Below are 14,262 nucleotides of genomic sequence, written 5' to 3'. Positions count from 1 at the left end.
CACAGCCCAGCGCCACCGCACCACCATCAAGAGCTGCGCCCGACATGGTCGGTCCGCTCCGTCGACCCGGGCGGACGGCCAGGCGAAGCCGGCCACCGCCGGCAGGGGGATGCACGAGGAGACATGACAGCACCGCTGCACGACACCGCTGAGACGACCGTCGCCGACGTCACCGCCGACATACCCGCGAAGGCGATCGAGGGGCGTTCGCCCGGGCGCATCGCATGGATGCGCCTCAAGCGCGACAAGGTGGCGCTGGCGGGCGGCGTGATCGTCGTCTTCCTCATCCTGGTCGCGATCTTCGCCCCCCTCATCGTCAGCGCCCTCGGTCACCCGCCGAACGACTTCCACGAGGACAAGATCGACCCGCTCTTCGGCACCCCCACCGGCAAGTGGGGCGGCATCAGCGGGGATTACCTCTTCGGCGTGGAGCCGGTCAACGGCCGCGACGTCTTCAGCCGCATCGTCTACGGCACGCGGATCTCCCTGCTGGTGGCCTTCCTGTCGGCGATCGTCGCGGTCGTCCTCGGCACCTTCTTCGGCATCATGGCCGGTTACTTCGGCGGCTGGGTCGACGCCGCCATCGGCCGTGTCATGGACGTCCTCCTGGCCTTCCCCCAGCTGCTCTTCATCATGTCCCTGGTCTCGGTCATGCCGAACTCGCTGCTGGGCTTCAGCGGCACCGGCGTACGCATGGGCGTCCTGGTGGTCGTGATCGGGTTCTTCGGCTGGCCCTACGTCGGGCGCATCGTCCGCGGCCAGACGCTGAGCCTGAGGGAACGCGAGTACGTCGACGCGGCCCGCAGCCTCGGTGCCGGCCGCGGCTACATCCTCTTCCGGGAACTGCTGCCCAACCTCGTCGCCCCGATCACCGTCTACGCGACGCTGATGATCCCGACGAACATCCTCACCGAGGCCGCCCTGAGCTTCCTCGGGGTCGGCGTGAAGCCGCCCACCTCGTCGTGGGGACAGATGCTCTTCAAGGCGCTGTCCTTCTACGAGACGGACCCGATCTTCATGCTGATCCCGGGTCTGGCCATCTTCATCACCGTGCTCGCCTTCAACCTCTTCGGTGACGGCGTACGGGATGCGCTGGACCCGAAGGGCTCCCGCTAGCCCTCGCACACCGCCCCTGCCATTCCCGTCAGGTGGCTTCTCACCGAGAAGGACCGCAGGTCCGCGGAAAGTCGCGGACCGCGAATCACGGAGGTTACGAAAAAGTGACATCCCCACGCTCATCGAGGCGCAGGCTGGCCGCAGGGACGGCCGTCGTGGTCGTCGCGCTGCTGTCCACCGCCGCTTGCGGCGGAGGCGGCGGTGGCAAGTCCGACGGCAACGCCAAGGCCCCCGGATTCAACGCCGCCGTCAACAAGGTGGCGAACGCGTCCGACAAGAAGGGCGGCACGCTCAAGTTCATCGGCACGCAGGACGCCGACTCCTGGGACCCGCAGCGCGGTTACTACGGCTTCATGTGGGACTTCGCGCGGTACTACACGCGCCAGCTGGTCTCCTTCTCCCCGGAGCCGGGTCTCGCCAGCACCACACTGAAGCCGGACCTCGCGACCGGCCTCGCGAAGGTCGAGGACGGCGGCAAGACCTACACGTACACCCTGAAGGACGGCCTGAAGTGGGAGGACGGCTCCCCGCTGACCTCCAAGGACGTCAAGTACGGCATCGAGCGCATCTGGGCCCAGGACGTCATCTCCGGTGGCCCGATCTACCTGCAGCAGGTGCTCGACCCCAAGGGTGAGTACAAGGGCCCGTACAAGGACACCTCGGCCGACAAGCTCGGTCTGAAGTCCATCGAGACCCCGGACGACAAGACCATCGTCTTCCGCCTGCCGAAGCCCAACAGCGACTTCGAGCAGATGCTGGCGATGCCGTCCGGCTCCCCGGTCCCGGCGGCCAAGGACACCGGCGCGAAGTACGGCCTCAAGCCGTTCTCCAGCGGCCCGTACAAGTTCCAGTCGTACACGCCGAACAAGTCGATGGTGCTGGTCCGCAACACCAACTGGAGCGCGTCCACCGACGACCTCCGCAAGGCGCTGCCGGACAAGATCACGGTCACCCTGACCACCAACGCCGACGACATGGACAAGCGCCTGATCAACGGCGACTACGACCTGGACCTCAACGCCACCGGCGTCGGCCAGGCCGCGCGCGCCGAGGTGCTCGGCAAGAACAAGGCCAACGCCGACAACCCGGACACCGGCTTCATCCGCTACGCGGTCTTCCCGACCACGGTCAAGCCGATGGACAACATCCACTGCCGCAAGGCGGTCATCCTCGCCGCCGACCACAAGTCGCTGCAGACCGCCCGCGGCGGCCCGCAGGCCGGTGGCGCGATCGCCCCGAACATGCTCCCGCTGGGCATCAAGGGCGCCGACGGCAAGTACGACCCGTACAACGTCCTGAAGGACACCACGGGCAACGTCGAAGAGGCCAAGAAGGAGCTCAAGGCCTGCGGCCAGCCCAACGGCTTCAAGACCACGATCGCGGTCCGCAACAACAAGCCGATCGAGATCGCCACGGCCGAGTCGCTGCAGGAGTCGCTGAAGAAGGTCGGCATCACCACCGAGCTCGACGAGTTCGACGGTGCGCAGACCTCCGGCATCATCGGTGCCCCGAAGACCGTCAAGTCCAAGGGCTACGGCATCATCATCATGGGCTGGGGCGCCGACTTCCCGTCGGGCCAGGGCTTCCTGCAGCCGCTGGTCGACAGCCGGTTCATCCTCGAGAGCGGCAACAACAACTTCGCCGAGATCAAGGACAAGGCCATCGACGGCCTGTTCGACCAGGCGCTGCAGCAGACCGACGCGAACGCTGCGGCCGAGGTCTACAAGCAGATCAACCAGAAGGTCTCCGAGGGCGCGTACTACCTGCCCTTCACCTTCGAGAAGAACATCATCTGGCGCAGCTCGCGCCTGACCAACGTCTACACGGCCGACGCGTACAACGGCCGCTACGACTACGCCTCGCTGGGCGTGCAGTAACAACTCTCGAATCGATCGAGTGCCACACCCGCTAGGCACGAAGGGCAGGTGATGGCCGCGTGCGGCGGCCCGGGGAACCCCCCGGGCCGCCGCCGGGCCGAGCACAGTGCTTGCATACATCATCCGGCGACTGTTCGCTGTCGTCGTCATGTTGCTGGTCATCACATTGGTGACCTTCGGGATCTTCTTCCTGATCCCCAAATGGGTCGGTGTCGACCCCGCCACCTACTTCATCGGGAAGCAGGCGGACCCGGCCTCGCTTGAGGGCATTCGGAAGAAGATGGGCCTCGACGACCCCATCCTCGTGCAGTTCGGCAAGTTCCTGTGGGGGCTGGTCGCCGGGCGTGACTACGCCAACGGCACGGACGTCACCCACTGCTCCGCCCCCTGCTTCGGCTACTCCTTCCGCAACGAGCAGGCGATCTGGCCGGTCCTGACCGACCGTCTCCCCGTGACGATGCAGCTGGCCGCCGGCGCCTGCGTCATCTGGGTCATCGTCGGTGTCGGCACCGGTGTCGTCTCCGCTCTCAAGCGCGGCTCGGCGCTCGACCGCTCCCTGATGACGGTCGCGCTCGCCGGCGTCTCGCTCCCCATCTACTTCACCGGCATGATCGCCCTGGCGGTGGTCGTCTACGGCCTGGGATGGATCGACGGCCAATATGTGCCGTTCGGCGAATCGGCCTCCGGCTGGTTCGGCGGCATGCTGCTGCCATGGGTCACACTCGCCTTCCTCTACGCGGCCATGTACGCCCGGATGACCCGGGCCACCATGCTCGAGATCATGGGCGAGGACTACATCCGCACCGCGCGGGCCAAGGGCCTGCGTGAGCCGGTCGTCATCGGCAAGCACGCCATGCGCTCGACCATGACGCCGGTGCTGACCATCCTCGGCATGGACCTCGGCGCCCTCGTCGGCGGCGCGATCCTCACCGAGACGACGTTCAGCCTGCCCGGCATCGGCCAGGCGGCGGTGAAGGCGATCTCGGACAAGGACTTCCCGCTGATCCTCGGCGTCACGCTGATCGCGGCCGTCGCCGTGGTGGTGGCGAACCTTCTCGTAGACCTGCTGTACGCCGTCGTCGACCCGCGCGTGAGGCTGTCATGACCGACCTCCCCATCCAGAAGTCCGGCACCGGGGCGGATTCGGCCCCGAACGAGCCGGTGGCCGGGAAGGCGCAGCCCACGGCGTTCCTGGAGGTCCGCGACCTCAAGGTGCACTTCCCGACCGACGACGGCCTGGTGAAGTCCGTCGACGGCCTCTCCTTCCAGCTGGAGAAGGGCAAGACCCTCGGCATCGTCGGCGAGTCCGGCTCCGGCAAGTCCGTCACGTCGCTGGCGATCATGGGTCTGCACCGGGCCGGCCAGTACGGCCGCAGCAAGGCCCGGATGTCCGGCGAGATCTGGCTCGAGGGCAGGGAACTGATCTCGGCCGACCCGGACGAGGTCCGGAGGCTGCGCGGCAAGGACGTCGCGATGATCTTCCAGGACCCGCTGTCGGCGATGCACCCCTACTTCACCGTCGGCGCGCAGATCGTCGAGGCGTACCGGGTGCACCACGACGTGTCCAAGGCCGTGGCCCGCAAGCGCGCGATCGAGATGCTCGACCGCGTCGGCATCCCGCAGCCCGACAAGCGCGTCGACGACTACCCGCACCAGTTCTCCGGCGGCATGCGGCAGCGCGCCATGATCGCCATGGCGCTGTCCAACAACCCCGATCTGCTCATCGCGGACGAGCCGACCACCGCGCTCGACGTGACCGTGCAGGCGCAGATCCTGGACCTGATCCGGGACCTGCAGAAGGAGTTCGGCTCCGCGGTCATCATCATCACCCACGACCTCGGCGTCGTCGCCGAGCTCGCGGACGACATCCTGGTGATGTACGGCGGTCGCTGCGTGGAGCGCGGCCCGGCCGAGAAGGTCTTCTACGAGCCGCAGCACCCCTACACCTGGGGCCTGCTGGGCTCGATGCCCCGCCTGGACCGTGAGCGCACCGAACGGCTCAACCCGGTCAAGGGCTCCCCGCCGAGCCTGATCAACGTGCCGTCCGGCTGCGCCTTCCACCCGCGCTGCCCGTACGCGGAGCTCACCGGCGGCGCGAGCACCACCGTCGTTCCGGAACTGCGCGAGGTCGGCAGCCGGCACCACGCCGCCTGCCATCTGGGCGCGGCGGACCGGGAGCGCATCTGGACCGAAGAGATTGCGCCGAAGCTGTGAAAGGCCAGGAGATGACGATCCCCCAGCAGTCGACCGCCGACGGGTCGGATGCGCTGCTCAAGGTGAGCGGCCTGGTCAAGCACTTCCCGATCACCAAGGGCCTGCTGCGCCGTCAGGTCGGCGCGGTCAAGGCCGTCGACGGCATCGACTTCCACGTCAACCCGGGGGAGACCCTCGGCGTGGTCGGCGAGTCCGGGTGCGGCAAGTCCACCATGGGCCGGCTGATCACCCGGCTGCTCGAACCGACCGGCGGGAAGATCGAGTTCGAGGGCCGGGACATCACGCACCTGGGCACCGCGGGCATGCGCCCGCTCCGCCGCGACGTGCAGATGATCTTCCAGGACCCGTACTCCTCCCTCAACCCGCGGCACACCGTCGGCACCATTGTCGGCGCGCCGTTCCGGCTGCAGAAGGTGCAGACGGAGAACGGGGTGAAGCGGGAGGTCCAGAACCTCCTGGAGCTGGTCGGCCTCAACCCCGAGCACTACAACCGCTACCCGCACGAGTTCTCCGGCGGCCAGCGGCAGCGCATCGGCATCGCCCGCGCGCTGGCGCTCAAGCCCAAGCTCGTGGTCGCGGACGAGCCGGTGTCGGCGCTCGACGTCTCCATCCAGGCCCAGGTGGTCAACCTCCTGGACGACCTGCAGAGCGAGCTCGGCCTGACCTACGTGATCATCGCGCACGACCTGTCGGTCATCCGGCACGTGTCGGACCGCATCGCGGTCATGTACCTCGGCAAGATCGTCGAGGTCGCCGACCGCGAGGACCTGTACACCAAGCCGATGCACCCGTACACCAACGCGCTGCTCTCCGCGGTGCCGGTGCCGGACCCCAAGCGGCGCGCCAAGCGCGAGCGGATCCTGCTGACCGGCGACGTCCCGTCGCCGATCTCCCCGCCGTCCGGCTGCCGCTTCCACACCCGCTGCTGGAAGGCGACCGAGGTCTGCAAGACCACGGAGCCCCCGCTGGTCACCCTGGCCACCGGACACGAGGTCGCCTGCCACCACCCGGAGAACACCGGTGACTCGGGTGACTCGGGTGACTCCGGTGACTCGGGCGACTCCGGCGGCGGTACGGCCGGGAAGACGGCCGAAAAGGCATAACCCCGGCCCCCGGCACAATGGGACCGGTGCAAACCGAACTGTTCAGCCACTCCGTCCAGCACGTGCTCGACCTCGTCGGAATCTTCGTCTTCGCGATCTCCGGCGCGCTGCTCGCCGTACGCAAGAACTACGACGTCTTCGGCATGGCGGTGCTCGCCGAGGTCACCGCGCTGGGCGGAGGGCTGATCAGGGATCTGATCATCGGAGCGGTCCCACCGGCCGCCTTCACCGACCTCGGGTACTTCCTCACCCCGCTGATCGCCACCACGGTGGTGTTCTTCCTGCACCCCCAGGTCGAGCGGATCAACACCACCATCAACGTCTTCGACGCCGCCGGCCTCGGGCTCTTCTGCGTCGCCGGCACCACCAAGGCCTACGACTACGGCCTCAACCTCACCGCCTCGGCCACTCTCGGCCTCGCCACCGCCGTCGGCGGGGGCGTGCTGCGCGACCTGCTCGGCAACGAGGTCCCCTCCCTGCTGCGCTGGGACCGCGACCTGTACGCGGTACCGGCCATCGTGGGGGCCACCGTCGTGGTGGCGCTCATCAAGTTCCAGGCCCTGACCCCCGCCACCGGGGTGCTCGCCGTCGTCAGCGCCTTCGCCCTCAGACTGCTGGCCATGCGCTACCACTGGCGCGCGCCCCGCGCCTGGCACCGGCGCACCACCGCGGCGGAGGAACTCCACCGGTAGCGGGGCACCGCCCCGGGAGGGCGGGCCTCGGTCCTGGAGAGCGCCGCGGCGGCCGTAGAATCACGCTCATCATGGCCTACCTCGACCACGCCGCCACGACCCCGATGCTGCCGGAGGCGGTCGAGGCGATGACCGCGCACCTCGCCGTCACGGGCAACGCATCCTCCCTCCACGCGGCCGGCCGCCGGGCCAGGCGCACGGTGGAGGAGTCCCGCGAGTCCCTCGCCGCCGCGCTCGGCGCCCGCCCCAGCGAGATCGTCTTCACCGCGGGCGGCACCGAGGCCGACAACCTCGCGGTCAAGGGTCTGTACTGGGCCCGCCGCGACGCCGACCCCCGACGCACCCGGGTCCTCGCCAGCCCCGTCGAGCACCACGCCGTCCTCGACGCCGTCGACTGGCTCGCCACGCACGAGGGCGCCCGGGTCGAATGGCTCCCGGTCGACGCCTACGGGCGCGTCCACCCCGAGGCCCTGCGCGAGGCCATCGCCCGCGACCCCGGCGATGTGGCCCTCGCCACGGTGATGTGGGCCAACAACGAGGTCGGCACGATTTTCCCGGTCGCGGAACTCAGCGAGGTGGCACGGGAGTTCGAGGTCCCGCTGCACTCCGACGCCGTCCAGGCCCTCGGCCAGGTCGAGGTCGACTTCGCGGCGTCCGGGCTCGACGCGATGACCGTCACCGGGCACAAGGTCGGCGGCCCGTACGGGGTCGGCGCGCTGGTGCTCCGGCGCGAGATCGGACCGGTCCCCATCCTCCACGGCGGGGGCCAGGAGCGCGGCGTACGCTCCGGCACGCTGGACGTGCCCGCGGTCGCCGCGTTCGCCGTCGCCGCGGCGCTGGCCGCGGAACGGCACGAGGACTTCGCGCGGGAGATCGGCGCCCTCCGCGACGACCTGGTCGTCCGGGTCCGCGAGGCCGTCCCCGAGGCCATCCTCAACGGCGACCCCACCTCCGGAGGCCGCCTCCCGGCCGGCGCCCACTTCTCCTTCCCCGGGTGCGAGGGCGACTCCTTGCTGATGCTGCTCGACGCCCAGGGCATCGAGTGCTCCACCGGGTCCGCGTGCACCGCGGGCGTCCCCCAGCCCAGCCACGTCCTCCTGGCCATGGGCGCCGACCCCGACCTCGCGCGGGGCTCCCTGCGGTTCTCCCTCGGGCACACCTCGACGACCCAGGACGTCGTGGCCCTCGGCGAGGCCATCGGCCCCGCGGTGGCCCGCGCCCGCAGCGCGGGCCTGATGTGACGCCCTCGCCCGCGGCGCCCTCGCGCCGCGGGCGCGACGCACCCGTACCCGCAGCGGTGACGTGCGCGCCGCAGAGCGGCGCCGCGGGCGCGACGCACCCGCACCCGCCCACGCACCGGCACCCGCACCCGCCCGCAAGGGCCCCGCGGTGACCGGCCCCGCAAGACCCCGTCGGGGCGCCGTACTCTAGGAGGCGCTATGACTGACTTCCCCGGTGCACCCACAGGCCCTGGCGACGGCCGTCGCCTCCGCGTGCTCGCCGCGATGAGCGGTGGCGTCGACTCGGCCGTGGCGGCCGCCCGCGCCGCCGAAGCGGGGCACGACGTCACGGGCGTGCACCTCGCCCTGTCCGCGAACCCGCAGTCCTTCCGCACCGGAGCCCGCGGCTGCTGCACGATCGAGGACAGCCACGACGCCCGCCGCGCCGCGGACGTGATCGGCATCCCCTTCTACGTCTGGGACCTGGCCGACCGCTTCCGCGCCGACGTCGTCGACGACTTCGTCGCCGAGTACGCCGCCGGCCGCACCCCCAACCCCTGCCTGCGCTGCAACGAGAAGATCAAGTTCGCCGCGCTGCTCGACAAGGCGATCGCCCTCGGCTTCGACGCCGTGTGCACCGGCCACTACGCCACCGTCGTCGTCAACCCCGACGGCTCCCGCGAGCTGCACCGCGCCTCCGACGCCGCCAAGGACCAGTCCTACGTGCTCGGCGTCCTCGACGAGCGGCAGCTGGCGCACGCGATGTTCCCGCTCGGCGACACCCTCACCACCAAGGGCGAGATCCGGGCGGAGGCGGCACGCCGCGGTCTGTCCGTCGCCAAGAAGCCCGACAGCCACGACATCTGCTTCATCGCGGACGGCGACACCCAGGGCTTCCTCGCGCGGCGCCTGGGAACCGCCGAGGGCGACATCCTCGACGAGGACGGCAAGCGCCTGGGCACCCACTCCGGCGCCTACGGCTACACCGTGGGCCAGCGCAAGGGCCTGCGCCTGGGCGTGCCCGCCGCCGACGGCAAGCCGCGCTACGTGCTCGACATCTCGCCGGTGAACAACACGGTCACCGTCGGCCCGGCCGAGGCGCTGGACGTCACGGCCCTGACCGCCATCCGCCCGCGCTGGTGCGGCACCGCGCCCGACGGCGCCGGGCCGCGTACGTACACCGCCCAGCTGCGCGCCCACGGCGACGACGTGCCTGTCACGGCCGAGCTGGCCGACGGGGAACTGCGCGTCCGTTTCACCGGCGGAGCCGTCCGCGGGGTCGCGCCGGGCCAGGCGGTCGTGCTCTACGACGGCACCCGTGTCGTCGGCTCGGCGACGATCGCCGCGACGGAGCGCAGCCCGCGCGCCGCCGCGAGCGCCTGACCTTCCGTACGCGGGCCACGGAACGGGCCGGGCGCCCCCCCACCCGGCTCCCGGCGGCATGCGCGAGACTGGCCCGCATGAACATCTGCGTCTTCCTCTCCGCCGCCGACCTCGAGCCCCGCTACACCGAACCGGCCCGCGAGTTCGCCGAGTTGATCGGCAAGGGCGGCCACACCCTGGTGTGGGGCGGCTCGGACGTGGGCCTGATGAAGGTGATGGCGGACGGGGTGCAGGAGCACGGCGGGCGCCTGGTCGGGGTCTCGGTGGAGTTCCTGGCGGCCAAGGCCCGCAAGGGCGCCGACGAGATGGTGATCGCGGCCGACCTCGCCGAGCGCAAGGCGGAGCTGCTGGCCCGCGCGGACGCCGTGGTGGTCATGGTGGGCGGCACCGGCACTCTGGACGAGGCGACGGAGATCCTGGAGCTGAAGAAGCACGGGCTGCACACCAAGCCGGTCGTCCTGCTCAACACGGCGGGCTTCTACAACGGGCTCAAGGAGCAGTTCCAGCGCATGGACGCGGAGGGCTTCCTGCCGCTGCCCCTCACCGACCTGGTGTTCTTCGCCGAGGACGGGGTCTCGGCGCTCGCCTACCTGGAGGAGAGCGCCGGCATCGTGTGAGCCGGCGGGGATGACAGCATGGGGCCCATGTCGATTCACCTGATCACCGGCGCGGGCTCCGGCATCGGCGCCGTCGTGGCGCAGCGCCTCCTCGAACGCGGCGACGAACTGTGGCTGCTGGCCCGCGACGCCGGACGCGCCAAGGAACTGGCCGGCCGCTTCCCGGGCGCGCGCACCCTCGTCGGCGACCTCGCGGAGCCGGAGCGGCTCTCCTGGGCGCTGGGCCACCAGTCGCCGCCGGACCGGCTGGACTCCCTGCTGCACATCGCGGGCGTCGTGGACCTGGGGCAGGTGGGCGAGCTCACCCCGAAGACCTGGAACCGGACGCTCGCCGCCAACCTCGTCGCCCCCGCCGAACTGACCCGCCTCGTCCTTCCCCAACTGCGGCTCTCCCGCGGTCACGTGGTCTTCGTCAACTCCGGCGCCGGGCTGAACGCGCACGCCGAGTGGGGCGCCTACGCGGCCAGCAAGCACGGCCTCAAGGCGCTCGCCGACTCCCTGCGCCAGGAGGAGCACGCCAACGGGGTGCGGGTCACCTCCGTCTACCCGGGCCGTACCGCCACGCCCATGCAGGCCAAGGTGCACCAGCAGGAGGGCAAGGCGTACGACCCCTCGCGCTGGATCGCCCCCGAGTCGGTCGCGACGGCGATCCTGACGGCGCTCGACCTGCCGCGGGACGCCGAGATCAACGACCTGACGATCCGGCCGGGAGCCTGACCGGCCCGCCGTCGTAGGCTGCACCGGTGAGCACGGAAGGTACCGAAGCGAAGTTCCGGCTGCCCGAAGGGGCGGCCACCGGTGTGGGGTCGATGCCGGGAGGTGACGCGCGCGAGGCGGCGCGGACGGCGACCGGGGCGCTCGAGGCGCTGCCGTTCCTGCCGGAACTGCCCGCGCGCGGCCCGGGCGCCGACATGATCGGCCGCACCCTCGGGATGCTGGTCGAGCTGTACGCGCGGGTGGAGCCCAGCGGATGGCGGTTCGGCGACCGCCCGGGCCGGGACACCCGCCGGGCCGGTGCGTGGCTGGGGGAGGACTTGGACGCCCTGGAGGAGTTCACCCAGGGCTACGAGGGCCCCCTCAAGCTCCAGGCCGTCGGGCCGTGGACGCTCGCGGCCTCCGTCGAGCTGAAGAACGGCGAGGCGGCGCTCTCCGATCCCGGCGCCTGCCGCGACCTGGCCGCCTCGCTCGGCGAGGGACTGCGGCTGCACCTGGAGGACGTGCGTCGGCGCGTGCCCGGCGCACAGCCCGTGCTGCAGCTGGACGAGCCCTCGCTGACCGCCGTGCTCCAGGGCCGGGTCAGGTCCGCCAGCGGCTACCGCACGCACCGCGCGGTGGACCGGGGCGTCGTCGAGGGCTCGCTGCGGGACGTCATGGCGGCCGTCGGCGGCGGGGACGGCGTGCCCGTGATCGCGCACTCCTGCGCCCCGGAGGTGCCCTTCGCGCTGCTGCGCAGGGCCGGGGTGGCGGGAGTGTCGTTCGATTTCTCGCTACTCACGGAGAGTGACTGGGACGCCTTCGGTGAGGCGGCCGAGGCGGGAACCGCGCTCTTCACCGGTGTCGTCCCGGGTACCGACGCCCCATTGTCGGACCCTGCGGGTAGCGTCAGTGGTGTTCGGGCGCTGTGGCGCAGGCTGGGGCTGTCCCCGGGGGATCTGGGCACCTCCGTGGCGGTGACCCCGTCCTGCGGACTGGCGGGGGCCTCGCCGGCCTATGCCCGTGCCGCGCTCGTGCACTGCGCGAAGGCGGCACGCTCGCTCGTCGACAACCCTGAGTGAGGATGGGATGAGGAAGGACGTGGACGTGGAGGACTCCGTGATCCCCGAGGGCGCCAGGAACGAGGACGTGCCGGCGCAGGCGCGCGAGCTGCACGCCTCCCTGGCCGAGCAGGTCGAGGAGCACCGCTTCCGCTACTACGTCAAGGACCAGCCGGTCATCAGCGACGCCGACTTCGACAAGCTGCTGCGGCGGCTGGAGGAGCTGGAGAACGAGCACCCGTCGCTGCGCACGCCGGACTCGCCGACCCAGAAGGTGTCCGGCGCCTACGCGACGGAGTTCACCTCCGTCGAGCACCGCGAGCGCATGCTCTCCCTCGACAACGCCTTCACCGAGGAGGAGCTGAACGCCTGGGCCGACCGCCTCGCCGCGGAGCTGGGCCCCCCGGCGGGAGAGGGCGGCACCTACCACTTCCTGTGCGAGCTGAAGGTCGACGGCCTCGCCGTCAACCTCACGTACGAGAACGGCCGCCTGGTACGCGGCGCCACGCGCGGCGACGGCCGCACCGGCGAGGACATCACGCCCAACGTCCGCACGATCGCCGAGATCCCGGACCGGCTGGCGGGGGAGCGCGTCCCCGCGCTGGTCGAGATCCGCGGCGAGGTCTTCTTCCCCATGGAGAAGTTCGAGGAGCTCAACGCGCGCCTGGTCGAGGCGGGCGACAAGCCCTTCGCCAACCCGCGCAACGCCGCCGCCGGCAGCCTGCGGCAGAAGGACCCCCGGGTCACCGCGAGCCGCCCGCTGCACATGGTGGTGCACGGCATCGGCGCCCGCGAGGGCTTCACCATCGACTGCCAGTCGCACGCCTACGAGCTGCTGCACGAGTGGGGCCTGCCCACCACCAGGTACGCCCGCGTGGTCGGCACGCTCGCCGAGGTCAAGGAGGCCATCGCCTACTACGGCGAGCACCGCCACGACGTCGAGCACGAGATCGACGGCATCGTCGTCAAGGTCGACGAGATCCCGCTGCAGGGCCGGCTCGGCTCCACCGCCCGCGCGCCGCGCTGGGCCATCGCGTGGAAGTACGCGCCGGAGGAGGTCAACACCAAGCTGGTCGACATCCGGGTCGGCGTGGGCCGCACGGGCCGTGTGACGCCGTACGCGGTGGTCGAGCCGGTCACGGTGGCCGGCTCGGAGGTCGAGTTCGCCACCCTGCACAACCAGGACGTGGTCAAGGCCAAGGGCGTGCTCATCGGCGACACCGTCGTGCTGCGCAAGGCCGGTGACGTCATCCCGGAGATCCTCGGCCCGGTCGTCGACCTGCGGGACGGCGGCGAGCGCGCGTTCGTGATGCCCGCCCAGTGCCCCGAGTGCGGCACCCCGCTGCGGCCGATGAAGGAGGGGGACATCGACCTGCGCTGCCCCAACGCGCGGGGCTGCCCGGCGCAGATCCGGGAGCGGGTCTTCTATCTGACCGGCCGCAAGTGCCTGGACATCGAGAACTTCGGCTATGTCGCCGCGGCCGCGCTCACCCGGCCGCTGGAGCCCGCCGAGCCGCCGCTGCGCGACGAGGGCGACCTGTTCGACCTCACCTCCGAGGAACTGCTGCCGATCCGCGCCCATGTCCTCGACCAGAACACCGGCCTGCCCAAGCGCGACCCGGAGACGGGTCAGGAGAAGGTCGTCTCGGTCTTCGCCAACCAGCAGGGCGAGCTGAAGAAGAACGCGGCGGCCATGCTGGAGAACATCCAGAAGGCCAAGGAGCAGCCGCTCGCCCGGATCATCGCGGGCCTGTCGATCCGTCACGTGGGCCCGGTCGCCGCCGAGGCCCTGGCCCGTGAGTTCCGCGACCTGGACGCCGTCTTCGCCGCCGACGAGCAGCGCCTGGCGGGCGTCGACGGCGTCGGCGGGATCATCGCCGCCTCCCTCAAGCAGTGGTACGAGGAGGAGTGGCACCGCGAGATCCTCCGCAAGTGGAAGGCGGCCGGGGTCCGCTTCACCGAGGAGGGCTCCGACGAGGGGCCGCGTCCGCTGGAGGGCCTCACCGTCGTCGTCACCGGCACCCTCGCCACCCACACCCGGGACGGCGCGAAGGAGGCGCTCGTGAGCCGCGGCGCCAAGGTCACCGGATCGGTCTCCAAGAAGACCGACTTCGTGGTCGTCGGCGACAGCCCGGGCTCCAAGTACGACAAGGCGGTGCAGCTGAAGGTGCCGATCCTGGACGAGGACGGGTTCGCCGTGCTGCTCGGGCAGGGCGCGGACGCGGCCCGGGAGGCGGCCGTGAACCCGGAGGGCTGACACCTCATCATCACCCTTTCGGCCCATAG

The 14,262-nt window shown here is 70.9% G+C and carries 12 protein-coding genes; all 12 read left to right on the top strand.

Annotation, left to right across the window (positions count from 1 at the left end):
• Positions 1 to 123 precede the first annotated feature (123 nt).
• The 12 genes from PV342_RS32265 (at position 124) to ligA (ending at position 14,233) form a co-directional block, all read left to right on the top strand.
• Complete coding sequence (locus PV342_RS32265) at positions 124 to 1,116, top strand: ABC transporter permease (protein ID WP_329185606.1); 993 nt, start codon at positions 124 to 126, stop codon at positions 1,114 to 1,116.
• Between the two features lie 104 nt (positions 1,117 to 1,220).
• Positions 1,221 to 2,993, top strand: coding sequence for an ABC transporter substrate-binding protein (locus tag PV342_RS32260; protein WP_386995157.1), 1,773 nt, complete (start codon positions 1,221 to 1,223; stop codon positions 2,991 to 2,993).
• A gap of 106 nt (positions 2,994 to 3,099) precedes the next feature.
• The gene (locus tag PV342_RS32255; protein WP_018563422.1) at positions 3,100 to 4,098 is read left to right on the top strand and encodes an ABC transporter permease; all 999 of its coding nucleotides are present in this window, start codon (positions 3,100 to 3,102) and stop codon (positions 4,096 to 4,098) included.
• The gene (locus PV342_RS32250) at positions 4,095 to 5,207 is read left to right on the top strand and encodes an ABC transporter ATP-binding protein (protein ID WP_018563421.1); all 1,113 of its coding nucleotides are present in this window, start codon (positions 4,095 to 4,097) and stop codon (positions 5,205 to 5,207) included. The genes PV342_RS32255 and PV342_RS32250 overlap by 4 nt, the downstream gene beginning before the upstream one ends.
• 11 nt (positions 5,208 to 5,218) lie before the next feature.
• Positions 5,219 to 6,310: an ABC transporter ATP-binding protein gene (locus PV342_RS32245; protein ID WP_433424091.1), complete on the top strand. Its 1,092-nt coding sequence runs from the start codon at positions 5,219 to 5,221 to the stop codon at positions 6,308 to 6,310.
• Between the two features lie 26 nt (positions 6,311 to 6,336).
• Positions 6,337 to 7,002, top strand: coding sequence for a trimeric intracellular cation channel family protein (locus PV342_RS32240; RefSeq protein WP_086020780.1), 666 nt, complete (start codon positions 6,337 to 6,339; stop codon positions 7,000 to 7,002).
• A 71-nt stretch (positions 7,003 to 7,073) separates the two neighbouring features.
• Positions 7,074 to 8,243, top strand: a complete 1,170-nt coding sequence (locus PV342_RS32235; RefSeq protein WP_400802281.1) for a cysteine desulfurase family protein — start codon at positions 7,074 to 7,076, stop codon at positions 8,241 to 8,243.
• A gap of 198 nt (positions 8,244 to 8,441) precedes the next feature.
• A complete protein-coding gene (gene mnmA, locus PV342_RS32230) occupies positions 8,442 to 9,605 on the top strand; it encodes a tRNA 2-thiouridine(34) synthase MnmA (protein ID WP_329185596.1) in 1,164 nt (387 codons plus the stop codon).
• A gap of 77 nt (positions 9,606 to 9,682) precedes the next feature.
• On the top strand, positions 9,683 to 10,222 hold the full coding sequence (locus PV342_RS32225; RefSeq protein ID WP_018563416.1) for an LOG family protein: 540 nt from the start codon (positions 9,683 to 9,685) through the stop codon (positions 10,220 to 10,222).
• A gap of 27 nt (positions 10,223 to 10,249) precedes the next feature.
• Positions 10,250 to 10,939 carry an SDR family oxidoreductase gene (locus PV342_RS32220; protein ID WP_018563415.1) on the top strand — a complete coding sequence of 230 codons (690 nt, stop codon included), beginning with the start codon at positions 10,250 to 10,252 and terminating at the stop codon, positions 10,937 to 10,939.
• 92 nt (positions 10,940 to 11,031) lie between these two features.
• Positions 11,032 to 11,997: a methionine synthase gene (locus tag PV342_RS32215; RefSeq protein WP_400802502.1), complete on the top strand. Its 966-nt coding sequence runs from the start codon at positions 11,032 to 11,034 to the stop codon at positions 11,995 to 11,997.
• Positions 11,998 to 12,004: 7 nt separating this feature from the next.
• Complete coding sequence (gene ligA, locus PV342_RS32210) at positions 12,005 to 14,233, top strand: NAD-dependent DNA ligase LigA (protein WP_400802288.1); 2,229 nt, start codon at positions 12,005 to 12,007, stop codon at positions 14,231 to 14,233.
• The last annotated feature ends 29 nt before the right edge of the window (positions 14,234 to 14,262 follow it).

The organism is Streptomyces sp. PA03-3a (assembly GCF_033792735.1).
Taxonomy (GTDB): Bacteria; Actinomycetota; Actinomycetes; order Streptomycetales; family Streptomycetaceae; genus Actinacidiphila.
The sequence above is the reverse complement of the archived record's forward strand: the minus strand, read 5'-3'. Positions and strand labels throughout refer to the sequence as shown.